19 protein-coding genes and 1 tRNA gene are annotated in these 22,194 nt (G+C 52.1%); 5 read left to right on the top strand and 15 right to left on the bottom strand.

Features of this window, described 5'->3' with window-relative positions:
• Positions 1–38 precede the first annotated feature (38 nt).
• The 13 genes from H6750_04790 to H6750_04730 form a co-directional block, all read right to left on the bottom strand.
• Positions 39–1,466, bottom strand: a complete 1,428-nt coding sequence (locus H6750_04790; protein MCB9773623.1) for an aldehyde dehydrogenase family protein — start codon at positions 1,464–1,466, stop codon at positions 39–41.
• Between the two features lie 38 nt (positions 1,467–1,504).
• The gene (locus tag H6750_04785) at positions 1,505–1,765 is read right to left on the bottom strand and encodes a hypothetical protein (GenBank protein ID MCB9773622.1); all 261 of its coding nucleotides are present in this window, start codon (positions 1,763–1,765) and stop codon (positions 1,505–1,507) included.
• A 117-nt stretch (positions 1,766–1,882) separates the two neighbouring features.
• Entirely contained in the window at positions 1,883–2,587 is a 705-nt protein-coding gene (locus H6750_04780; protein ID MCB9773621.1) for a DsbA family protein, read from the bottom strand.
• Between the two features lie 83 nt (positions 2,588–2,670).
• The gene (locus H6750_04775) at positions 2,671–3,765 is read right to left on the bottom strand and encodes a deoxyhypusine synthase family protein (protein MCB9773620.1); all 1,095 of its coding nucleotides are present in this window, start codon (positions 3,763–3,765) and stop codon (positions 2,671–2,673) included.
• Between the two features lie 118 nt (positions 3,766–3,883).
• Positions 3,884–3,961: transfer RNA gene (locus H6750_04770), tRNA-Glu, on the bottom strand.
• 181 nt (positions 3,962–4,142) lie between these two features.
• Positions 4,143–4,547 carry a cupredoxin domain-containing protein gene (locus H6750_04765; protein MCB9773619.1) on the bottom strand — a complete coding sequence of 135 codons (405 nt, stop codon included), beginning with the start codon at positions 4,545–4,547 and terminating at the stop codon, positions 4,143–4,145.
• Positions 4,548–4,603: 56 nt separating this feature from the next.
• Positions 4,604–6,160, bottom strand: a complete 1,557-nt coding sequence (locus H6750_04760) for a DegQ family serine endoprotease (GenBank protein MCB9773618.1) — start codon at positions 6,158–6,160, stop codon at positions 4,604–4,606.
• Positions 6,161–6,322: 162 nt separating this feature from the next.
• Complete coding sequence (gene rpiA, locus H6750_04755; protein ID MCB9773617.1) at positions 6,323–7,003, bottom strand: ribose-5-phosphate isomerase RpiA; 681 nt, start codon at positions 7,001–7,003, stop codon at positions 6,323–6,325.
• A 253-nt stretch (positions 7,004–7,256) separates the two neighbouring features.
• Positions 7,257–8,318 carry a glucokinase gene (glk, locus tag H6750_04750; protein ID MCB9773616.1) on the bottom strand — a complete coding sequence of 354 codons (1,062 nt, stop codon included), beginning with the start codon at positions 8,316–8,318 and terminating at the stop codon, positions 7,257–7,259.
• A gap of 167 nt (positions 8,319–8,485) precedes the next feature.
• Positions 8,486–8,959 (bottom strand): MEKHLA domain-containing protein, encoded by a 474-nt coding sequence (locus H6750_04745; protein ID MCB9773615.1) that lies wholly within the window; start codon positions 8,957–8,959, stop codon positions 8,486–8,488.
• 272 nt (positions 8,960–9,231) lie between these two features.
• The gene (locus tag H6750_04740; protein ID MCB9773614.1) at positions 9,232–9,429 is read right to left on the bottom strand and encodes a hypothetical protein; all 198 of its coding nucleotides are present in this window, start codon (positions 9,427–9,429) and stop codon (positions 9,232–9,234) included.
• A gap of 520 nt (positions 9,430–9,949) precedes the next feature.
• Positions 9,950–10,456, bottom strand: a complete 507-nt coding sequence (locus H6750_04735; protein MCB9773613.1) for a shikimate kinase — start codon at positions 10,454–10,456, stop codon at positions 9,950–9,952.
• Positions 10,457–10,698: 242 nt separating this feature from the next.
• Positions 10,699–11,553 carry a shikimate dehydrogenase gene (locus H6750_04730; GenBank protein ID MCB9773612.1) on the bottom strand — a complete coding sequence of 285 codons (855 nt, stop codon included), beginning with the start codon at positions 11,551–11,553 and terminating at the stop codon, positions 10,699–10,701.
• A 429-nt stretch (positions 11,554–11,982) separates the two neighbouring features.
• Between H6750_04730 and H6750_04725 the strand changes: the two genes are divergently transcribed.
• Entirely contained in the window at positions 11,983–12,195 is a 213-nt protein-coding gene (locus H6750_04725) for a hypothetical protein (GenBank protein MCB9773611.1), read from the top strand.
• On the opposite strand, the gene H6750_04720 is transcribed toward H6750_04725, so the two are convergent.
• Positions 12,192–14,552, bottom strand: coding sequence for a GAF domain-containing sensor histidine kinase (locus H6750_04720; protein MCB9773610.1), 2,361 nt, complete (start codon positions 14,550–14,552; stop codon positions 12,192–12,194). The genes H6750_04725 and H6750_04720 overlap by 4 nt on opposite strands.
• Before the next feature lie 93 nt (positions 14,553–14,645).
• Positions 14,646–15,959: an outer membrane protein transport protein gene (locus tag H6750_04715; GenBank protein MCB9773609.1), complete on the bottom strand. Its 1,314-nt coding sequence runs from the start codon at positions 15,957–15,959 to the stop codon at positions 14,646–14,648.
• 289 nt (positions 15,960–16,248) lie between these two features.
• Here H6750_04715 and H6750_04710 point away from each other — a divergent pair, with 289 nt between their 5' ends.
• The 4 genes from H6750_04710 (at position 16,249) to H6750_04695 (ending at position 22,166) form a co-directional block, all read left to right on the top strand.
• Positions 16,249–16,647: a VOC family protein gene (locus H6750_04710; protein MCB9773608.1), complete on the top strand. Its 399-nt coding sequence runs from the start codon at positions 16,249–16,251 to the stop codon at positions 16,645–16,647.
• Between the two features lie 22 nt (positions 16,648–16,669).
• Entirely contained in the window at positions 16,670–18,415 is a 1,746-nt protein-coding gene (gene uvrC / locus H6750_04705; GenBank protein ID MCB9773607.1) for an excinuclease ABC subunit UvrC, read from the top strand.
• Between the two features lie 559 nt (positions 18,416–18,974).
• Positions 18,975–19,223: a hypothetical protein gene (locus H6750_04700; GenBank protein ID MCB9773606.1), complete on the top strand. Its 249-nt coding sequence runs from the start codon at positions 18,975–18,977 to the stop codon at positions 19,221–19,223.
• A gap of 312 nt (positions 19,224–19,535) precedes the next feature.
• Positions 19,536–22,166 carry a leucine--tRNA ligase gene (locus tag H6750_04695; GenBank protein ID MCB9773605.1) on the top strand — a complete coding sequence of 877 codons (2,631 nt, stop codon included), beginning with the start codon at positions 19,536–19,538 and terminating at the stop codon, positions 22,164–22,166.
• Positions 22,167–22,194: the final 28 nt, after the last annotated feature.

Below are 22,194 nucleotides of genomic sequence, written 5' to 3'. Positions count from 1 at the left end.
TCGTGAGGACTGAACATTCAAGAAAAAATACGGAGGCCTCAAGAAGGCCTTTTGACCAGCAACAATTTAGGTTCGGTCAGTTCCTGAATAGCATACCGCACCCCTTCTCGACCTAATCCTGACTGTTTAATTCCGCCATACGGCATGTGATCGGCCCGAAAAGTCGGAATTTCATTCACCAGGAGTGCGCCGACTTCTAACCGTGAGTATGCCTGATACATGGTGTCGATGTTGCTGGTGAAAATTCCTGTTTGGAGTCCGAAATCAGAATCATTGTGAAGGGCAAACGCCTCTTCAAGGTCTGCATAGGGTGTGACGGTCACTACCGGTCCGAAAATTTCTTCACAACAGACCTTCATGCTGTTGTTGACGTGAGTCAGAACTGCAGGCTCGATGAACGAATCCTTTCGCGTCCCGCCGGTCATGACTGTTGCCCCATGCGAAACCGCTTCTTGGATCCATGTCTCGACTCGGCGGGCGGCTTGTTCGTTTATAAGGGGACCGACAACGGTCTTCTCGAGGGAGGGATCGCCCATGGGCAGTGATCGAACTCGCTCGACAAAGGTCTTGAGGAAGTCGTCGTACCGCGATTCATGGACGAAGATTCGTTGCACAGAGATGCAGGTTTGTCCGGCATATCCGTACCCTCCCGCTACGCAACGGTCTATGGCCACGTCAAGATTGGCATCCGGTTCTATGATGACCCCGGCATTCCCTCCGAGTTCGAGCAGAACCCGTTTGTATCCGGCTTTTCCTTTCAGCATCCACCCGATCGTCATAGAGCCGGTGAAGCTCAAAGCTTGGAAATTGGGATGAACCACCATTTGTTCTGCAAGGTTATTGGAACAGGGGATGATCGTCAGCATTTCCGGAGGGAGTTCTGTCGTCAAAAAGACTTCACCCAACATGAGCGAAGTTAACGGGGTTTGCGGGGCTGGTTTCAATACCATCGGATTTCCCGCTGCCAGGCAAGGGGCCACTTTGTGGGCCACCAAGTTTAGGGGAAAATTAAATGGGGTAATGCCAAGAACCGTCCCGATCGGAAAGCGTTGGACAGATCCCGAGTACGCCTCCCCTCCTGGGGCGAGATCCATCGGAATGATTTCTCCAGGGATGCGGGTGCTTTCCTCCGCGGCCAAGCGAAAGGTCTGAATGGCACGATCGACTTCACGGCGTGCATCGGTAATCGGTTTCCCAGCCTCCTGACAAATAGTGGCCGCAAACATTTCCCGTCTGGTGGATAAGCCGGCGGCGATATGCAGGAGCGCCTTGGCTCTGGCATGTGCCGGTATCCCGGCACATGCGGCCGAGACTCGTTTGGAAGAGTTGGTGACCTGGTGGATATGCTCAGGCTCTGCCTGGCAGACCATGGCCACTACGTCATTGGAATAGGGGTTGCGTACCGGCTCCGCGGAGGAGGTCTGGACCCATTGGCCGCCTATAAGGATTGGCTTTGCCGTGGCCACAGTCATGAAAAGGTGAAAACCTCGTGAAATGGAGGTGGTTAGATTGATGAAGCTGGCTGGTCAGAACCGGGATGGGATGAAGAAGGCAACCGTTCAGCTTTCTGAATGAGATTCTCCGTTCCCCATTCCCTGATCGCATCCAAACTAAACGGTTCGAATGCGGCGATGGCTCCACAACTCGGACACCCGTCGACCGGCATCTTGGCTTTGAATACTTCATCAAAACAGGTTAAACAGACAAACAGATCAGGTTCACCTTGTGCGCATTCAACAGGCCAGAAGGATTGGGATTCAGTCATGACTCAAAACCATTCTGTGGGTAAAAACATGAATTTCAGCCTTGCCTCTGCAAATGTACACCTAATCACGCTGTCAGATCAATGAGGAATTGCGTGGAGAGCGAATGCATGGAGCATTTATGCTCCTTCAATGTGAGTAGAGGACAGTAATGGCAAAGACAGTGAAGAGATCGAGCCTCCATGAAGCTTGAGCAATTTATCAATTTCTTCCTTGAAGGTTTCATAGGGAAAGGCGCCGGGAATTAAAATAAGATGAGGATCTTCCGGCAGGGTTGTAGGAAAGAGCACGAATGCCGGCGTGCCCCGAATGCCCAGGGACCCCGCATCCTGTAAATCTTTCTCAATATCTTTCATATAACGATGGGAAGCCAAACATTCTGAAAACTGTTCTACTTGGAGGTTGAGTTCCTTGGCATATTGTTTGAGATTATCCGGAGCCAACTGGCCTTGACTGTTAAAGAGGCGATCATGCATCGGCCAGTAGGCCTTTTGCTCTCCTGCACATCGAGCGGCATCGGCTGCTCGAAGTGGACTGCCCATGCCCCTTGGAAAATCCCGATAGACAAAACGCACTTTTCCGGTCTCAATGTACTCCGAAAGCAATTTAGGAAATGTCTCATGAAAAAACTTTTCGCAAAAGCCACAGGTGAAATCCGAGTATTCCAACAGGGTGATGGGCGCCTTGGGATCCCCTCTCACCACATCATCATCCTGGATCAAAAAGTCAGGAGTTTTCCCATGAATCGTGGTACTCATGAGTAGGGTGCCAAGAAGGATGGCGAGGAATATGGTCGATTTGTTTGATTGGGTAATGTTCATCATCACTCCATGGCTATTGGATACTATTGTTGCATTCCCGGCGGACCGTGTCGAGAGAAGAGGCTGGTCTTGCCCAGGGGGTGAATTTACCGGCGACGGGCTTTTTCCAGGAGCCCCATCATGAGAAGAGGCCAAACGACTGTGGCATCGCTCAAGACTTCAGCAAACATTCCTCCCTCTTTTCGAGGCACAAATTTTCCCCATGAAACACCCTCCTCATACGTGCATCCGCTGAGACCACCCCAGTAGTCAGGCTCCGGGCAGATGCGGACACCGTACTGATACCGCGGAGGGGTTAATTGTGTACCCATCCGGAGGTTGAGAATATCGATATAGGGTGGTGTTTGTTGGGCCCAATTACGAGGAACTCCGCCTCCGATAGTGAAAATCCCCAACCGTTTGGCAGACAGTAGTTTTTCCGTATAACTATTGAGATCTAAGAACGGATTAAATGCCGGCCGAGATTGCTGCAAGACCTGCCAGGTTTCCTGATCGGAGAGATCAGTGGATTGAGGTGTGCCTTGAGATTGTCGCCTCTCCTTCATGGCCCAAATGGAGACATCCAGCCCCATTTCCGAATCGGTAAATGCAGGTATATAGACCGGGACGCCCTGCTCATAGGCGCTTTTCAATATCCCTGGTCCTTCGTAATGGTCATGGAGAGTTTTCCCGATTTCGCGAGTCAGAATTTCCGAAGAGATGGGTGTGTCAGGGGTCATACGCTTTAAGGTTTGACTGACGACCCGTTCGACGTGGTTGAGATTGGATTCCATTTCCAGCGTATCGTACACACGGTTATAGCCCTTTTCATACAGCTCGGTATCCGTCATGGATGGGTGATATTTATAGTGTGTTTTGCCTACGGCTTCACTCAAGCCATGGGCAATCAAAGCCCCCGTGGAAACCACGGCCTGCACCATGTTTCGGTCGATCATGCTGCAGATAATCTTTCCCATTTTCGCGATGGTCATAGCCCCAGACAAGGTTAAGATCACCGTACAATCGGGATCCTGGACCATTTTGTTTAAAATCTCAAAAGCATCGCCCAGACGTCGCCCGCCAAAGGCGGTTTTTTTCATGGCCGAAAGAAGGTCGGAAAAAGATTCAATCGTTTCCGGATCCAGAGCCTCCAGGGCTTCCAGGCCGTCGCTTTCGCCATCGTGAAAAGTTCTCGTAGTCATCACAGATCCTTACGGCATAGATGAAAGAAATAACCAGACGGGAGTACGGGGAGTCTGATTCTAACGGGAGCGGGTGCAAACAATCAGGAAGGGGCGAACATCAGCTCCTAATAGCGATTGGTGATCCCAACGGGATTTGAACCCGTGTCTGCACCTTGAGAGGGTGCCGTCCTAGACCAGCCTAGACGATGGGACCAGTCTTTGTCTGTTTATTAATTGAATTTCGTACTCTCTGCCCTTACCAGGCATGTCAGAAATGTACCATTAGGGACTTATGGCATGCAACGAAAAAAGGGCAGCTGACAGGGGTCACAGAAGGACAATCACCTGTGTTGACAAGGGAGGACAGTGGCAACAACAAAAATATGGCTTTTGAATCAGATATCAGAGGACGGGGAGTGCGCGGTATGGATAGTTAACAGGCCCCGCATGAAGGGATGGAGTCCACAATGGTAGGGGTATTGCCCGGGGGCTAATCGGGTTAGGACGAACTGATGATCGGGACGAATGACGCCTGAGTCAAATGAACAGTGGGAGCGGAACTGACAGTCGTCTGCCACGATGGAATGGGCTTCTCGAGTTTGATTTTTCCACGTGAGGGCCGAGTCCAGGCGGATCATTAGGTGGTTCGGAGAAAAAAATGGCGGTTCGGCTTGGATGGCTATCTGCGGAGAGGATGCCCACAGAATTGGTTCCGTGGAAACAGGGGATAGGAGAAAAACCGCAAAGCAGAGACGTTGGCTTATTTGGCGGAATGTTCTGAATGAACACAGTGCTGTCATGGTTATTCGGCTCTCAGGGTGTCGGATGTGGCGAAGGAAATGTTCTGGTCTAATCATTATGGTTTGATGGTCAGGAAAATGGCGCCCTTTCCCCGCTGCAAGAGCACTAAGGCGGAGGCTCCGTCTTCCAGTCGCTTCACAAGCTGTTCGAAATCCCTCACCGATCCAATGGGGGATCGATTCAGTTCAAGTATTACATCACCCGGTTGCACGCCTGCCCGTTCGGCCGGAGAGTTTGGTGCGATTTGGGTTACGACCACCCCCTGGCCATCGCGTGTTTGTCCTGGTTGGACGGGTTCTACCGAAAGCCCTGAGAGAGCGTGGTTCCCTGAGATTGAACTGGGAGCCATTTCCGTCAATGCAGCCGTATCTTTAGGCATTTCAGTGATGGAAACGGAAAGATTGACAATTTTGCCGTTTCGCCACACCGCAAGAGGAATTGAGGTCTTCGGTGTCGTTTCGGCCACAAGCGTCCGCAAATGGTTGGGATCCTTCACAGTGACACCATTGTAGGTGCGGATAATATCGCCACGTTTCAAACCGGCCTGCCCCGCCGGGCTTTCGCTGAAGACATCTCCCACCAGTGCGCCCTGGGTATCAGGCACCTCAAATTGGGTCGCGAGGTCGGGGGACAATTCCTGAATCGACACGCCCAGCCACCCACGAATAACTTTCCCGTGTCCGATCAGGCTTTGCATCACGCTTTTGACCATTTGGCTGGGGATGGCAAAGCCAATGCCCATGTAGCCGCCTGTTCTGGAAAAAATGGCGGTATTAATGCCGATGAGTTGACCTTGTAGATTAACGAGTGCGCCTCCGGAATTGCCTGGATTAATGGCGGCATCGGTTTGAATGAAATTCTCATAATCGACAATGCCGACATTGGCACGGCCCACGGCGCTGATAATCCCCATTGTGACCGTTTGATTCAAACCAAAGGGGTTGCCCACCGCCAGTACCAATTCTCCAACTTCCAGTGTCGTAGAATTTCCCCAGGGTAGGGTGGATAATCCTGTGGCTTCAATCTTGATCACCGCTAAATCGGTTTTGGGATCCGTGCCAATAAGCGTTGCCGGAAGTTTCCGTTTATCCCCCAGAAGGACCATCAAGTCATCGGCCTGTTCTACCACGTGGTTATTGGTGACGATGTATCCGTCATCGCTGACAATCACTCCGGAACCTAAGCCTTGCTCCTGCCGCTCGCGGGGTTGTTTAAACCGCCGTTCAAATTCCTCTCCAAAAAACCTCCGAAAAAATGGATCTTCAAGCAGGGGATTTGTACCGGGAGCTTGGACTGTGCGTTTGGTAGCGGAAATATTCACGACGGAGGCCATGGCCTCCTTGGCGATTTTGACAAAGGTTTCGTTAGAAGCCAGAAGAGGCGTCGAGACGTTGACCGCGGTTGGCGAATTAGCTGCATGAACGACCGGTACGGGCAGCTCGGTTTCTACGGGGGTTGCGGTGACGGCAGATGCAGTCTCCGGAGGAGGTGAGGACGGTGCCTGAGAGCATTGAATAAGGCTGAATCCCAGGAGGCCCACCGCGAGGACGACCCTCCAAAAATGGTGTCTGTTTCTAAAAGAGGATGTTCGCAAGGGAAATCGTCTCCTCATACTGGATACCTTCTTCCTCTATCGGTTAGGGGAGTCCTGTGGTCAGACCCCTGCTTTATTGAACCTTTTCAATGTTCCCCATTTTATCAACTTTGAATGTAAGGGGGGTAGCAGGCAACAGCAAACAATTCTCACTTAATTCTACCAGAGAGAACGCAGGACTCAAGATGCGCGGGTGAGCACGGGACCATCATTTGTACCGGTAATTAATAAGGATGTCATTACCAGGAAAAGTCCGCATGCAACCACGCCCGGAATTTGATGCAGGGACAATTCGAGCGCGGAGGGGTCGGTAATTTCAGGAATATGGAGATCGGCCACATAATTTCCATTGTCTGTGAGAAAAGGCTGGCCGGCTCTGTGGCGCAACGGGGAAGGCCATCCCAGATTCTCAAGATGTCGTTGCGTCGTTCGCCAACCGAATGGCACGATTTCAACGGGTAAGGGGAAAGGAAGTCCAAGACGGTCCACCTGTTTGGCCTGATCCACAATGACAATGAATTGCTGAGCGGCTTTCGCGACAATTTTTTCCCTCATTAACGCTCCCCCCCCTCCTTTAATCAGATTCAGTTGGGGGTCGACCTGATCGGCGCCATCCACTGCCACATCAATGTCCCAGGGGTCATCATTGTTCAGTAACGGAATGCCCAATTGTCTGGCATAGACCGCTGTAGCTTGTGAGGTCGGCACGCCACGGACCCGTAATCCCTGTTGTACGCGCTGGCCTAAAGCCGTCAAGAAATAATGGACCGTGGAACCAGTGCCGAGTCCCAGGATCTGGCCATCTTGTATAAATTCAAGGGCTTTGCGGGCGGCCTGAGCTTTTTGCTGATCAGGTGTCATTGGCGTCGATGGAAAGGGCATAGAGGGTCTTACCCGTGGGCATTATACCTTGGCAAACGGCCGGATGCGTTCGTGTCATCGAAACTTGCAGACATTTTTTCTCAAAGCCCGATGCTCTGCGAGTGTTATCGGGCAAAACGGCAGGGACGAGGGCAAAAAAAACGGAGGCGAAGATCTTTCAGCATGATCTCGAAGGGAGGATGTTGGGTCTGAATCATGAAGAACACCCAGGTTATGCTTTGATTTCATGGTGTTAGCCGGCCATGCCTGCAGCGACCGAGGCCGCCCCGAGCAAGGCGGTGTGAGGATTTAAAATTACCCGAACGGGAATCTTGGCCAATAACCGTTTGTACCGGCCCTTTGCCAGAAAGGCTTTCATGAATGTGTCTTCCCGTAAGGCGGATATGATTTTTGGGGCGATGCCCCCACCGAGATAAACGCCACCCATGGCCAGGGTCTTAAGGGCCATATTGCCGGCTTCGGCCCCGTAAATAGAGACGAAGAGCTGCAGGGCTTCTTTACAAATTTCGGGTTTCCCCGTTAGCCCGGCTTCTGCAATCAATGCGGACGGATCACCGGTTGGGAGCTTTTCGGCAAACCAGGTGGGCTCGTTCTTTTTGGTGTCCCGGAGAAATTGATAAATGCTGTGGAGACCGGGCCCGGAAAGAACCCGTTCGTAACTGACATGCAAATAGCTGGTTCGCAAATATCGCAGTAGATCGATTTCCAAATCGTTGTTGGGTGCGAAATCGGCGTGTCCCCCCTCGGAGGGACAGATGTGGTAGTCCTCTCCTGTCCAGAGGAGCAGCGATTCTCCCAGGCCTGTTCCCGCAGCCATTAAGACCCGCGTGCCATCGGGTGGGGGAGACGGGGCGTTGGGGTTGAGATCCTCGAGTTCATCCGGTTGAAGGAACCGTAGCCCATAGGCAGTGGCCTCCAAATCGTTTAATAAGCGGACATGGGGAATATTCAGAAACTCCGCGAGTTTGTCTCCCTCGATGATCCACGAAATATTTGTGGCCCGGCAGGTATTATTCAAGACTGGTCCCGGCACGCCAAAGCAGGCGGCGGTCAGAGGTCCCAGTGAAGAAGATGGAGTGGATTCGGACGAAAGGGCGTCGCTGGTGCCCGTGGCATCTTCCGATTCGGAATCGGCAGAAGTCGGTTCTTCAAGAAATTCCGTCAACACTTCTTCGAAAGATTCATAATCAGCGGTCCAAACCGTATCCTCTCGAATAGGGGCTACCCGTTCCTTGTTCCAATCAAACAAGGCCAGATTGATTTTTGTTCCACCGATGTCAGCCGCTAAAATCATGTTACGTTCCCCATGAAAAATGGTTGAAGCCCCAATTCTCAACCTCACGGCACCATAGCCCAGGTAAAATCCTCAGGGCAAGCAAGGGCCTGAAGAGAGCCTTTCTTAGCCAATCCATATAAAAAGGGAAAAGGTCGGAGAGTCGGTGAGAGGAGACGTTTGACGATCTATACGAACGTCCAGGTTGAAAAGGTGGCGGCCTGTCCGAGCGGAGTCCCGTCCGGTTTGCGAATATTCCAGACGGTGGCGTGTTCAACTAAAAAACGTTTTCCGGATCGGGAGATCCGGACTCCGCGATAATCGGCAATGAACCCCTTGGTTTTAGCCTGATGCAGCATGCGGGCTCGTTCCTCACGGTTCACAGGCTCGGCCGTTTGCCGGGAGGGCGTGTGAGTCAGTTGGTCCCAATCCATTTCCCACAGAGTTAACGCGGTCCGGTTTCCATAATTGAGGATAGGGTCATCCTCCAATCCGTGAGAGACGACCACAAATGGGCAGGTAAACAAGTGTTCCGCCTGTACCAGTGAAGTACCCTGACGGGAAATCAGTTCATTGTTCAACCAATAGGCATAACTGTCCAATAAATCCTGGGACCATTCGATAACCCAGGGTCTTCGCCAAGGATCGGCTGACGGGTTCATCTGTTTGTCAGTGGAAGGATTCATACAGGTGATGATGTAGAGCGTCAAATCAAAAGCAGTGTAATGCTCTTTTGGATTCGTTGAAAAGGACCAAGCGTTACTAATTTTCCAAAACAGCGGAAAAGGCATTCGTCACATTCGGGGTCAGGCCTTACAAAAATGCATCTTTCAGGTCGAGATCATCTGAGCTGGTCCGGCCGTGGTGGATCCCATGTCTGTTTCCCTGGGCAAGGTTGATATTATCCGTAAAAGGAGTCGGCGCCTTCTTGATATCAATTGCCGACTTTCGTCCGGCGGACGAGGTCCTTTTGTTTCGGCAAAAGGACCCAAAACCATGGTGGCCGTGGCGTGGCCCTTCGGGTGCCTTGCGCCGTGTTGCCGACTCCGGCGGCGCGCAAACTCGCTATGCTCAAACAATGCGCGCCTTCCTCCGAAGTCGGCAACACGACTTGGCCTCGCCATAAGGCCACGGGATTCCACTAATGCTCTGATCTTTTGTTACAGATCTCGGCATCACATAAACCGCTTGTGCTGCTTTGGAACCTAGTATGTAAAACCCACCTTCCCTTTCCCTTTTTGTTTTATTCGACGCCTGCTGACAGGCTCAAGGGACAGACGTTCCGGGCATTCAGCAGACCTTGTCTGAGCGCAGCGAGTTGGTCTGCTCTCTGAAGGCTCGCGTCTGTCCCATCCAATGAAGCCTGTCTGGGCGTCACTGGTTTTGGCCACTTTTGCCGAAACAAAAGTGGCTCGGCTGCCGGGACGAAACCCCGGCATCTCCAAAAACGACATGGATCCCATAGTTGGTTAACTGCATTAGACTGCTTTAATCCCCACTCCTATACTGTTTTGGTGTCTCCTCTCCCCCAATGGGGCGAGGGCTGACATGGGAGAAAAGGCGGAAAGATTTTAACCCAGCGGGGTTTACTATGCTTTTTCTTTTCTTTGGCAATGACTGATCCCTGCTATCCAGTCCCCTGAGTATATGGTTTAGGTTGAAATTCGGGAAAGAATGGTCTCAGCAATTTGTTCCGGGGAAATTTGGTCGGTTGGAATGATATCATCCGCGGCGGCTTGGTAATGAGGTTTGCGAATTTCAAGAATTTCTTCGATTTCTTCGACGAAGGATTTGGTGCCTGACAGAGAGGGCCGCTGCGTATCGCTGGAAATCCGGCTGGCGATCGTTGGAACTTCGGCAGTCAGCCAGAAAATCTTTCCATTATTTTTAAGCATTCTGACGTTTTCTTCTTTAAGGATGAGACCCCCGCCTGTGTCGATGACCAGATTTTCCTGACCGTTAAGCTTTTGACACACCTCAGTTTCAAGCGTGCGGAAATGATCCCACCCGAATTTTTCGATAAGCTGAGGAATGGATTGCTTCGCCTCCTTGACGATTTCTTCATCAGTGGAGATGACCTTTTGTCCGAGACGTTGGCCCAGCATTGCTGCCACAGTACTTTTTCCCGTTCCTCTGTATCCTATTAAGACGATATTCATAAATCTCCCGTTTTGAAGTGTTGGTTAGAAGCCCATTTTCGGACAGGTTGGAACAGAACCGGAGTGAAATTTCTTCTGAAAACAGTTGAAAATGCCGGAGGGGACCAAGGGAGAATTTTGTTCAGGCCAGCGGGCATGTGACGTTTGTGGAGGAAAGTTACCAGGGCCAATTCTTTCTCCGTTTGAATTCTCCATCCCAGGAACTCAGGGTTTGGGCTATATCCGAACCCGATTTCCTTCATTCAAGAGAAGTGGGAGGTGAGAACCTTACGCATCACCTCGATTGGTGCGGGCTTGCCGGTCCAGAGTTCAAACTGTCCCACAGCCTGATAAAGAAACATGTTGATCCCTTGGATGGTGCGGCATCCCGCCGCCTGTGCGTCCTGCAATAAACGCGTATTGAGTGGGTTATAGACAATATCCATCACTGTCAGATCGCGGTGCAACAGATGTTTGGGGACACAGCTTTCGTCAACTTTCGGGTGCATGCCAATAGGTGTGCAATGAATAAGCAATTGGGCCTGTGCCAGTGCCGATTGCAGTGTTTCAGGAGTCAAAGCGCGGTCGTGCAAGAGGATGGATGTTTTGGCTTTGAGGTCGTTCGCCAAGGCTGTTCGTTCCTGTTCATCGACGCCGAGGAGAGTCAAATGTTCAATTTTGCCTTCCACGCCGAGTGCAAAGGCAATGGCACGAGCGGCTCCTCCGGACCCTAGAATGACGACCCGTTGTCCGGTGGTTTCTACTCCGCCTTGTTGCAAGGCTTGGAGCGCGCCGGATGCATCCGTGTTGGAGCCCACTAACAGGCCCCGGTCTTTGACGATCGTATTCACCGAGCCAATGTGTTTGGCGGTCGTTTCGGCGGAATCTAACAAAGGGAGAATGTTTACTTTATGTGGGATGGTCACGCTGAGTCCCCGAATATGGCCCAAGGCCCGGAGGCCCCGAACTGCCCCTTCGAGATCCTGGACGGGAAACGCCAGATAGACAAAATTTAACCCTAATTGACGAAAGGCCGCATTGTGAATAGCGGGGGAAAGCGAATGCTCGACCGGGTTGCCTAACAGCCCGCAGAGTTGAGTTTGTGCATTAATGTCCATAACGGGTGTTTTCGCTATACATGGGGAATAGTGATCGGAAGTTATTACATAACCTGACTGCAAACTCAACTTGTGCGGATGCGAACATCCGTTGTGAGGTCAAGATGCAGGAGGGAACGAGTGAGTGTGGGCCTGAAGAAGGAAAAGTGCAATCCGGGGAGTAGATTCGACCCCCCGGACCTACACAGTGTGATGTCCGAGGGGCGTTATCGTGACGCCTTTTTTTTCCCCGGAGACTTTTTCATTCGCACGGCGGCTTTTTTGGCCGGTTTCTTTTTCGCGACTTTTTTCATGGTTCCACCTCCCTTCCAATAATGTCGTAGGCAATACTATCCACGTTTATCGGTAGGACGATGAAAATCCTGAGGGATTACATGGAATTTTCCGCCAATCCGTGACAAGCCGTTTAGAGAAATGGATTCTGAGGGTATGGGATTGACGTATGTAGTCTGTGGAGCATTCTTGGGAATGTTGCATATCACAGGCCTCGGGGCGGTGCAAAAAAGTTCGTCCAGTCCTGCCCTGAGTCATGTCGAAGGGAAGGCCGCAGCCATTTTTGCGCGCAGAGCGTATTTCCAGTACGTGAGCACGGAACAATGGCGAGAACGCCGCTGGCGGCTTTTTTCAACGATCCCTTCTTAGATTGGAGGTTCATGGAAGGCTTGAGCGGAGGGTGAGAGCGTTGAAGGGCAGACGGACGGAAGACGAAGGTGAAACGTGGCACCTTCTCCAGGCGGACTTTGCACAGAGATCGTCCCACCGTGCAGTTCCACCAGTTGTCGCACAATGGAGAGTCCCAACCCCAGCCCCTGCGTGCCGATTTCCGGGATCCGGTGAGCCTGGAAGAAGGGCTGAAAAAGGCTGGCTTGAGCTTCCCGGGGGATCCCCGGACCGGTATCGGAGATTGTGAGGAGGATGTGACCCGGAGGAGCGGGAGAAGCTCTAACCAGGATGCGTCCTTCTTGTGGCGAAAATTTATGGGCATTGTGAACGAGATTGGTGAGGATTTGATGCAGGCGGTCCTGGTCTCCCCAGGCGGTCAAATGGTCTTCTGTGAGTTCGAGCGTCAGGTGTTGGGCCTTGGTCTGGATGAGTGGCAGCAATTCCTGCGTGACATCCTCAAGAAGTTCGGACAATGACACAGATCCATGGGCTAACCGGACGGTCCCTGCCTCAATGCGCGATAAGTCGAGAAGGTCGGCAATCATGCGGGTGAGTCGATTGGCGTTAGCACTGATTCTGGTGAGGTAAAGGTGTTGGCGTTCCGCAAGGGGGCCCACCATTCCATGAAGCAGATTTTCCGTGAATCCTTTAATCGAGGTTAAGGGGGTGCGCAATTCATGAGAGCAATGTGAGAGAAATTGAGATTTCATCCGGTCAAGTTCTTTGAGTCGGTGATTGGCGGCTTCCAGGTCTGTGTTGGCCTGTTGTAATGCCAGTGTTCGCTCCTGCACTTTGTTCTCCAACCCGATGTTCAAGGCTTCGATCTCGTCATAGGCCATCGCCGTATCAAGAGCAATCGCCATTTCGTGGGCGACCGTGGATAATAAGTTTTGTTCGGCGATGGGCATGGCTTTCTGGTACGTACTCCCAACGATCAACACACCAAGGAGTTGACTCTGACTAATCAGGGGAAGGGAGAATCCGCTTTTCGTTCCGGCCTCCCCCAAGAGCAGTCGAGTGGTGGGATGGCACTGACTCAGTATATCCGTGATGTCCTCTATGACGATGGGTTCTTGCGTATGGAGGGTTCTGTGAAGGAGGTCCTGCGGGGCTGAGGGAATATGGGTGTCTTGAACCAATGTCCTCCATCGTTCCGACATACCTTCTGATTGAATTTTGTGAAAGAGTTGATGCGGTGCGTCCCAGAGGGTTGCCCAGGCATGGTCAAAGGAGAGTGAGCCCACAATGGCTTTGAGCCCTGATTCGATAATGGTTTCGCGGTCGAGGGTTGATCCGATGTGGAGGGTGAGCTGATGCAGCATGGTCAATTCATCGACTCGTCGCCGGATCTCGATCAATGTATGCTCTTGTGCTAAATAGGCCTCCCGCAATTCTTCGTGCCGTTGTTCAGCCGCCTCCAATTGTTCTTGAATGATTTTCCCGCGCTCTTGAATCTCCAGCCGATCATCCCAAAGCCGTTTTGCCAAGGGAAGGATGAGCAAGGGGAGGAGAAAGATTCCCGCACTGACCCACCAGGGTTGATCGGGAGCCAAAACTCTCACGGTTGCAATGATGGCCACCCCCAATGCAAGGCCGCCCAAAATCCATCCCCGCATGGTCCGCCGCTCGGGTTCCCAGGTAAAGGCCCATTCGCAATAGGGGGCGCCCTCGGCGATGCAGCTCCTGTCCTGGATCGAGGCCGCCCGTTTTCCAAACATGCGGGCCGGGACTTCTGCAACCGTCGCCTTTGTGGTGTGGCATATCCGTTCGGCACAGCCCTGGAGGTACGGCCCGAACTGTCTGATTGTGGATTCGGACAATTGGAGCCGCATCACGGCATGGCCATTGGTGACCGATATGACCTCCGGCTTGAGCGAGCCTTTGGTGAATTTTTCGACAAAGTGCGGGAACAGGCGGTATATCTGGGCTATCGAAAAGGGCCGCCCGAGGATTTGAATAATGGGCGAGAGAAATTTTTCCCGCCCCAGATTGAAATGAAAATTCTCCTCGTGCGAGAGCTGAACAGAAAATTCGGCCAAAAACATGGCAAATTCATAGGAATAGCTATTCCAGTGGTTCTTGAGGAAATCGACCGTCACATGGTAGGTGCGGTCGGGAATCCGTTCGTTCAGTAAGGCGACAAGAGTGCGCAAGGCCTCCTCTGCGGCCTCCGGTCCCTGGTGTCGCTGTATGGCCTCCTCCAGATATTCAAGATTGGCGCGGATGGCGATTCCGCTTACATCCTGAATCGTTGCACCCTGGGTATCCTTCCCGAATGGACGAAACTCCATGAATGGACGCTCCAGAATGCGATGAGATTTTGGTAAGAGCGACATGAATGTCCCTATGAAGAAGGTAATCCGGTAAAGGGACTGTAATGGAATCGGCGAAAAGGGTGAAGGGGGGGACAAAAAATCAGGGAAGACGCATTAGAAATTCATTCGCACGGATAAGGCTCCGACGTGTAAAGTAGTATCCCATTTGCCGTTTAAGAGAGGTTGTTGGTTATTCTGAACATTCCGCTCATCATACAGCAAGGCTTGATAGGCTAAATCCATCCCGATGGCTTTTGCCCCAAAAATGTCACAAGGGAGGATCCCCAAAAATTTTCCTGGAGCATGGCAGAGAAAGCCCAGCCCGGCTGAAAAAGCATTAAAATCGGAATCTGGAACCGCCGGTTCGAATGTCCGGTCGGGAATGGGACTTTCTGATCTGACGTATCCCGTTCGAAAGGCCACATTCCAATGAGGGAGCGCAGAAGGAGAGAGGGCTTTGAATTCCGTTCCCACCATGAGTACCCAGGCATCTCCATAGTTGCGGGGATTTTGGATGACCGCTCCATTAGAAAGTTGCAGGTTGAGGTCTTTGAATCCGGACCAATCCGCATAATCGAGATCCACTTCGACTTTCCATTCATGTTGCGCATTTCGAAGAGGCCATCCGGCGATGGCCCACGTGTAGATATCGGGAAGTTCAATGTTCGTGGATGCACCGGCAAGGCGGGTTCCACCGGCTAAAAAATCTCCTTTGAGGTCCAAATTGGGTCCGTTCCGATAGACAAATGCAAGATTGAGGAGTGGATGACCGTCTGGATTGCGGAAGGGTGTCCAGAGGACACTGGCATTAAATCCCAGGGCGGTGTCGGTCCCGTTCGCTTCCAGGCCTGTCCCAGCGGGTATACCAAACGGATTGCCTGGTGCCGCATTCTGTTGGAGCTCTGCCTGACCTTCTCCCAAAAAGCTGGCAAAGGTATAAATATCCAGACCGCCTCCTACAGAGATATAGTCATTTACCTTGTAGGCGAGAGTGGGCTTGATATCGATAAGGGGAAGGGACGCTCTCGTGAGTATGGGAGAAATCAGGCTATCATCGGGGTATTCGATATTCAGGGCATACGGGGTGGTGACACCAATGCCTACGGTCCAATTCGGGAGATTGTCCAGGCCTAAGGCAGGAAGGTGAGCAGTGAGAAATAATGAACTGGGTGGGGGAGTGGAGATTGTCCCGCCAACACCACCCTTCACGGTTGGTCCGAGGTCGCTGTTGAATCGGACGGTGCCTCCGATCAAGAGAGTCCCTGCATAAAATTGAATGCCTTGTAACTGGGTCATCCCTGCTGGATTGTAGTGCAGGGCTGAGGCATCATCGGCTTGGGCGGTAAACGCAGCGCCTTGGCCGGTAGCCGAAGCGCCATGATCGAGAATACGAAATCCTTCCGCGCGAACTGTTTGAGGAATGATGATGGTTTTGAAGAGCCCAAGGATGAGGCAAAAAACGATCAGGCGGCAGATGATCAATGTCGTCACGTCTCCTCCTTGAGAACGGGAACGGATCGGAAATTCCGGGGAAGTCTATGAAAAACCAGAGAAGATAGCAATCTTGATCAGGGAGGAGCAACGAGTGACAATAGAGAAAGTCAGGTTTCCCCAGCGGGAATCGCGGACTTCCTCTCTGTTTTTCGAAAAAGTTTGATTCATGCAGAGGGATTCCGTTCCTTAAGTCGGACAGGCGAATGTTGAAAAGGAGAATGGCATGCGGGTGAAAAAACTGTTGCATACGCGAATGCGGGTGAGTGACATGGAGCAGACGCTGGGTTTTTATCGTGAGGTCCTTGGGTTGGAAGTCGTGGAGCAAAAGGTGTCGCCACGAGGCTCCCATCTGGCATTTTTGGCTGTCCCCAATAGTGAGGAATTGATTGAGTTGTGCAGTTTCCCGAGTAGCGGGACGGTTAAGGTCCAAGAGGATCTTGTGCATTTGGCCTTTGAAGTGGAGGATTTGGAACAGACGATTCAGGAACTCCAAGCCAAAGGTGTGCCGATCACGGATGGCCCCACCCGATCTTCATCCGGCAGCCGGTTTATTTTTATCGATGCGCCGGATGGCTATGAAATTGAGTTAATACAACGACCAGCGGGAGTTGCCATCGTCTGATGATCAAGGTGCAAAACACGAGATGATGGAAAAACCCACGGGCACTTCTCAGGTCCTCTCGGACCAACCAGGTCGCTTGAGCGGAATATTGAATAACCTTCCCAGGCAACCAGGAGTCTATCTTTTTAAGGATCGACGAGGCGACATTATCTATATTGGAAAAGCCGCCGTGTTATCGGACCGAGTGCGATCGTATTTTCAACATGCGGCTGATCTCACTCCTAAAAACCGGGTGCTGTATTCGCAGATTGCGGAGATGGAAACGATCGTCACCCACTCGGAATTCGAAGCTCTCATTTTGGAAAGTAATCTGATCAAGCGGCATCGCCCACGGTTTAATGTGGTCCTCCGGGATGATAAACAATATCCCTATCTCCGGTTGCCGATTCACGATGATTTCCCGAGGCTGTCGATCGTCCGCCGGGTCAAACAGGATAAGGCGTTATATTTTGGTCCGTATGTCCCTACGGGAGCTATGCGCGACACCCTGAAAGTTATTCGCAAGGTGTTCCCCCTGGCCACTTGCACGATCGATATTAATGGAAGCGCTGAGCGGGCATGCCTGGAATTTGAAATCAAGCGTTGCATGGCACCTTGCACGGGAAATCAGACAAAGGAAGACTACCATCAGATTGTGAAGCAGGTTCGTTGGTTTTTAGAAGGACGGGACACGGAATTGCTCGAGTCCTTACGATCAGCCATGCAGGACGCGGCGGAGCGGGAAGCGTTCGAAGAAGCCGCTCGGCTGCGTGATCAGATTGGAAACATTGAGCGGATGTTGGCCAAACAACGGGTGGCACAAATCAGCGCCCGTGAACAGGATATCGTGGGATTGGCCAGAATCGGAGGGGCAGTTGATGTCCAGATGTTGTTTGTGCGAGGGGGCCTGTTAATTGGCCGTCGTGATTTTTTCTGGTCCGACGCTCACGACGTCACCGATGAGGAGCTGGTGAGGTCGACGCTCGAACAGTTTTATGCCAAAACCGTCGTGCCTCCCAAAGAGGTGTTGCTTCCTGTGGGGTTTGACGATCAATCGCTGGTCCAGCGGTGGTTGTCCGAGAAAAAAGAAGAAGCCGTGCGTGTGCTGGTTCCTGAGCGAGGGGGTAAATATGAATTGCTCCAGCTCGCACAGGAAAATGCGGCGGTGGCTCTCAATGAACATCTTCGGGTGCAAACCGAATCCAGTGAGTCGGTGGAAGAGCTTCGGTCGCTCTTAATGTTGCCGCAGATTCCGACCCGCATTGAATGTTTTGATATCTCCAATACCATGGGGACCTATTCAGTGGCGTCCATGGTGGTTTGGGAACAGGGCAGAATGAAGAAGTCGGACTATCGGCGATTTCGGATTAAAACGGTAGAAGGCGCCAACGACTTTGCCAGTATGCATGAAGTGATGAAACGCCGATATGGCGGATCGTTGGCCAACAAACCAGGAAAAACCCTACCGAAGCCGGATCTGGTGGTGATTGATGGTGGAGCCGGACAATTAGGCGCGGCCATGGAAGCGATGGCAGCCGTTGGTCTCTCACAGGTCGCGATTTGTGGTTTAGCTAAAGCGAAGGGTGACAAAGACGAACGGATTTTTCTGCCGGGTCGGAAGACCCCTATCATCCTGCCCCTGAAATCACCGGCAACACGGCTGGTCCAAACCATTCGAGATGAAGCCCATCGCTTTGCTATCACCTTTCATCGCAAACTGCGGGGTGACGCGATGATTCCTCTTCCTTCACCACTGCGTTCCCCAAAATCTTCGAAGGGGAGTTCCTAGTCCTTCGCCAGATTATTGGTTTGGTGTCGGCTATGGTTGTTGAGGCCCACCAATTCTCACAAAATGTGATCTGGGCCTTCTTTGGGAGTGTTGAATAATAAGGATGTTCAAGGGCAAGTTGGCCCAGGATTAGGTTACTCATCAACGGCTCCGGGTCGGTTCAAAAAAGCATGCCCTGAGTCTTCCCGAAGGGTCCGTCCAGCAAGGCCGCAGCCGTTTTTACGCGCGGAGCGTACGCTGAGTACGTAAGCACGGGAAAATGGCGAGAACGCCGCTGGTGGCTTTTTCAACAGACCCTCTTTGAAAACAAGTGCGGGCGGATTTCTGAACTGCTGCGTGGAAATTTTGTTGGGAGCAGCTGGGTTTTTCGTTTCCTTGGAAAAATTCGGATGGCTGTGATGAGATAGAGAGAGTGTGTGTGTTTTCGTGCGGTTGTATTGTCCTGTTGTCCATTATTCGACGAACAGGAGGCTTCCACTTCTCCCCTTTGAACGATTTAAGGTCTGTGAGGGCCTCACCGATGGATACATACATCACTTATAAAGAGGAGGTCTAACGCATGCAATGCCCTCGATGTCAGGGGACCATGATAGTCGATCACTTTGTGGATATGGCCACGAGTGGCGAGATTTGGATGCCGGGTTGGCGGTGTCTGATGTGTGGCGAAGTCCTTGATCCGTTAATTGAGCGTCATCGTCATCTGCAGCGTGAACATCGGGAAGTGGTTGGTGCCATTTCCGGATCGACCGCTCGTCCTCCCTCACCCATTTCCGTGAAGTCGCGCAAGGCGAACAAGCGGTCCTTCTAGCCGTTCTGTTTTTCCCCTTTTCCCAGTGCATTTATTCGCGATCCGGTGGTCTAAACGGCCTCCTTGCGATTTGCTTGTGGGGTGGGTTTCTCTATGCTAGATTCCTCAGGATGCTGTTGAAAATGCAGCGTTTCCCAACGTCAAATTGCGGAGGCAAGTACCCGCACAGTCTCCGAATGTCTTTATCCAATTTGACGCGGAAAAAGTGTTTACCCATACCGACATTTCCCTGCACAGGTGACGAGGAAGTAGGGAGGTATTTGTGGCGTATTTACCGAAGCGATCATCATATTTTTTTCATAAGGCATAAGCATGGCGCATACCTACGATCATCAGGCTGTTGAAGCAAAGTGGCAGGCATATTGGGATCAATCCGGAACTTTCCAGGTTCAGGAAGATTCGGACAAGCCCAAATATTATTGTTTGGAGATGTTTCCCTATCCCTCGGGCCGGATACACATGGGCCATGTTCGCGTGTATGCCATCGGGGATGTCGTGGCCCGCTATAAAACCATGCGCGGGTATAACGTGTTGCACCCGATGGGATGGGATGCTTTCGGATTGCCGGCAGAGAATGCTGCGATTGAAAAAGGGGTGCACCCCAACGCCTGGACTCAGGAAAATGTGGCCTATATGAAAGGACAACTTCAGCGGATGGGGCTGTCCTATGATTGGGATCGGGAGGTGAATACCTCTCAGCCTGAATATTACCGCTGGAATCAATGGATCTTTGTGAAAATGGTTGAGCGTGGACTGGCGTATCGAAAACGCTCGGCAGTGAACTGGTGTCTTTCTTGTGAAACGGTCTTGGCGAATGAGCAGGTGTTGGCCCAAGAAGGCAAAGACGGAGGCGTCTGCTGGCGATGCGAGTCGGTCGTCATTCAAAAAGAATTGGAGCAGTGGTTTTTCCGGATTACGTCCTATGCTCAGGAATTATTGGACGGCTGTGAGCGGTTGGCGACCTGGCCGGCTCGTGTGCTGGCTATGCAGCGGCATTGGATTGGGCGGAGCGAAGGGGTGGAGCTGGATTTTCCCTTAGCGGAGACCGTAGACGGGCTGCAGGCAATCCGGGTGTTTACCACCAGACCGGATACTATTCATGGTGCCACCTTCATGAGCCTTGCTCCGGAATCGCCCCTGGTCGAACAATTGATAGAGGGGAGACCTGAGGCCGCCGGGGTTCGGGAGTTTGTGACTCGTGTGTCTCGTGTGGATAAAGCGACGCGTACGGCCGCTGATCGGGACAAAGAAGGCGTGTTTACCGGCGCCTACGCTATCAATCCGTTTACCAAGGAGCGTATCCCGATTTGGGTGGCGAATTTTGTGTTGTATGAATATGGGACGGGCGCGATTATGGCCGTTCCCGCTCATGACCAACGAGATTTTGAATTCGCGAAAACCTATCAGATCCCGGTTCGGCTGGTGATTCAAGATCCGGAAGGCCGACTGGGCTCCGAAGCCCTGGAATCGGCGTATGAAGAACAGGATAACGCCGGACTCTTGGTGAACTCGGGGAATTTTTCCGGCATGTCCGTGTCGCAAGCCAAACAGGCCATCGGCGAATATGTGGAAACGCAGGGATGGGGAAAGCGAACCATCAATTTCCGGTTAAGAGATTGGGGTATCTCGCGGCAACGCTATTGGGGGACGCCCATTCCGATGTTGTATTGTGATTGTTGTGGCATCGTCCCGGTTCCCGAAGGTGACCTGCCGGTGCTGCTGCCTGATGATGTGCCGTTCACCGGGAAAGGTGGATCCCCCCTTAAGGAATCCCCCTCGTTTTCACAAGCCACCTGTCCCACGTGTGGTGGTCCGGCACGCCGCGAAACCGATACCATGGATACCTTTGTGGATTCGTCCTGGTACTTCCTCCGCTATTGCTCGCCCAAGGACACCACACAAGCCGTGAACCCCCAAGCCGCACAACATTGGATGGCGGTGGATCAATATGTCGGCGGAATCGAGCATGCCGTGTTGCATCTCTTGTATGCGCGCTTCTTCACCAAAGTCTTGCGGGACCTGGGTCTCACGACGGCCGATGAGCCCTTCATCCATTTGCTCACCCAAGGTATGGTGACCAAGGAAACCTACTGGTGCGAAGCACATCGATGGATGCTTCCCACCGAAATCAAAAAAGAGGGCGAGCGGCGGGTCTGTATGCACTGTGGGCGGAATATTGTGACAGGCCGTACCGAGAAGATGTCCAAGTCTAAAAAGAATATTGCTTCCCCTGAGGACTTGTGTGAGCGCTATGGGGCGGACACGGCCAGAATGTTTTCGTTATTTGCCGCACCACCGGAAAAGGATTTGGAATGGAGCGATACCGGAGTGGAAGGGTGCTACCGGTTTCTCAACCGGGTCTGGCGGTTGGTGCAGGATCTCCTTCCGGTCGTGAATGGGGTGGCTTCCAATCCGGGGTCAGGGGAGTCGGAGCTGCTTCCCCAATTGCAGAGAGCGACGCATCAGACGATTAAAAAGGTCACAGAAGATTTTGAGCGGGGCTTTCAATTTAACACCGCCATTGCGGCTCTTATGGAATTTGTGAATGAGTTGTATAAGTTTTGGAAAGAATTTCCAGGAGAGTCCTTAACTGCTCGCGAGCGGGCGGAGTGGCGAACAACGCTGGAAACGTTAGTGGTGCTGCTGGCACCCTTCGCTCCGCATCTGACTGAGGAGTTGTGGGAACTCTTAGGGAAGCGTCCAGGGATGAGCCGGCAGGCGTGGCCCGACTTTGATCCCGTTCTGGTGGCTCGTGCCGAATGGACGATTCCTCTACAGGTGAATGGAAAACTTCGGAGTAAGATTGTGGTTCCTGCCGGTTCGACACAAGAGCAGATCATTGCAGTCGCTCAGGCGGATCCTAAATTGGTGGAATGGTTGCAAGGCAAGGCTGCTCGCAAAATTATCTATGTGGAACAGAAGCTGGTGAATTTTGTCATCTAACTCCGGCCGACCAGGTTGGCACCTTCAG

Source organism: Nitrospiraceae bacterium (assembly GCA_020632595.1).
GTDB lineage: Bacteria > Nitrospirota > Nitrospiria > Nitrospirales > UBA8639 > Nitrospira_E.
The sequence above is the reverse complement of the archived record's forward strand: the minus strand, read 5'-3'. Positions and strand labels throughout refer to the sequence as shown.

Coding starts and splice junctions, on each gene's coding strand:
- H6750_04730 (MCB9773612.1), bottom strand. CDS start 11,553: ATGGACATTAATGCACAAACTCAACTCTGCGGGCTGTTAGGCAACCCG.
- H6750_04760 (MCB9773618.1), bottom strand. CDS start 6,160: ATGAGGAGACGATTTCCCTTGCGAACATCCTCTTTTAGAAACAGACAC.
- H6750_04700 (MCB9773606.1), top strand. CDS start 18,975: ATGCAATGCCCTCGATGTCAGGGGACCATGATAGTCGATCACTTTGTG.
- H6750_04780 (MCB9773621.1), bottom strand. CDS start 2,587: ATGATGAACATTACCCAATCAAACAAATCGACCATATTCCTCGCCATC.
- glk (MCB9773616.1), bottom strand. CDS start 8,318: ATGATTTTAGCGGCTGACATCGGTGGAACAAAAATCAATCTGGCCTTG.
- H6750_04765 (MCB9773619.1), bottom strand. CDS start 4,547: ATGACAGCACTGTGTTCATTCAGAACATTCCGCCAAATAAGCCAACGT.
- H6750_04775 (MCB9773620.1), bottom strand. CDS start 3,765: ATGACTACGAGAACTTTTCACGATGGCGAAAGCGACGGCCTGGAAGCC.
- H6750_04710 (MCB9773608.1), top strand. CDS start 16,249: ATGCGGGTGAAAAAACTGTTGCATACGCGAATGCGGGTGAGTGACATG.
- H6750_04725 (MCB9773611.1), top strand. CDS start 11,983: ATGGGATTGACGTATGTAGTCTGTGGAGCATTCTTGGGAATGTTGCAT.
- H6750_04695 (MCB9773605.1), top strand. CDS start 19,536: ATGGCGCATACCTACGATCATCAGGCTGTTGAAGCAAAGTGGCAGGCA.
- H6750_04745 (MCB9773615.1), bottom strand. CDS start 8,959: ATGAACCCGTCAGCCGATCCTTGGCGAAGACCCTGGGTTATCGAATGG.
- uvrC (MCB9773607.1), top strand. CDS start 16,670: ATGATGGAAAAACCCACGGGCACTTCTCAGGTCCTCTCGGACCAACCA.
- H6750_04785 (MCB9773622.1), bottom strand. CDS start 1,765: ATGACTGAATCCCAATCCTTCTGGCCTGTTGAATGCGCACAAGGTGAA.
- H6750_04735 (MCB9773613.1), bottom strand. CDS start 10,456: ATGAATATCGTCTTAATAGGATACAGAGGAACGGGAAAAAGTACTGTG.
- H6750_04720 (MCB9773610.1), bottom strand. CDS start 14,552: ATGTCGCTCTTACCAAAATCTCATCGCATTCTGGAGCGTCCATTCATG.
- rpiA (MCB9773617.1), bottom strand. CDS start 7,003: ATGACACCTGATCAGCAAAAAGCTCAGGCCGCCCGCAAAGCCCTTGAA.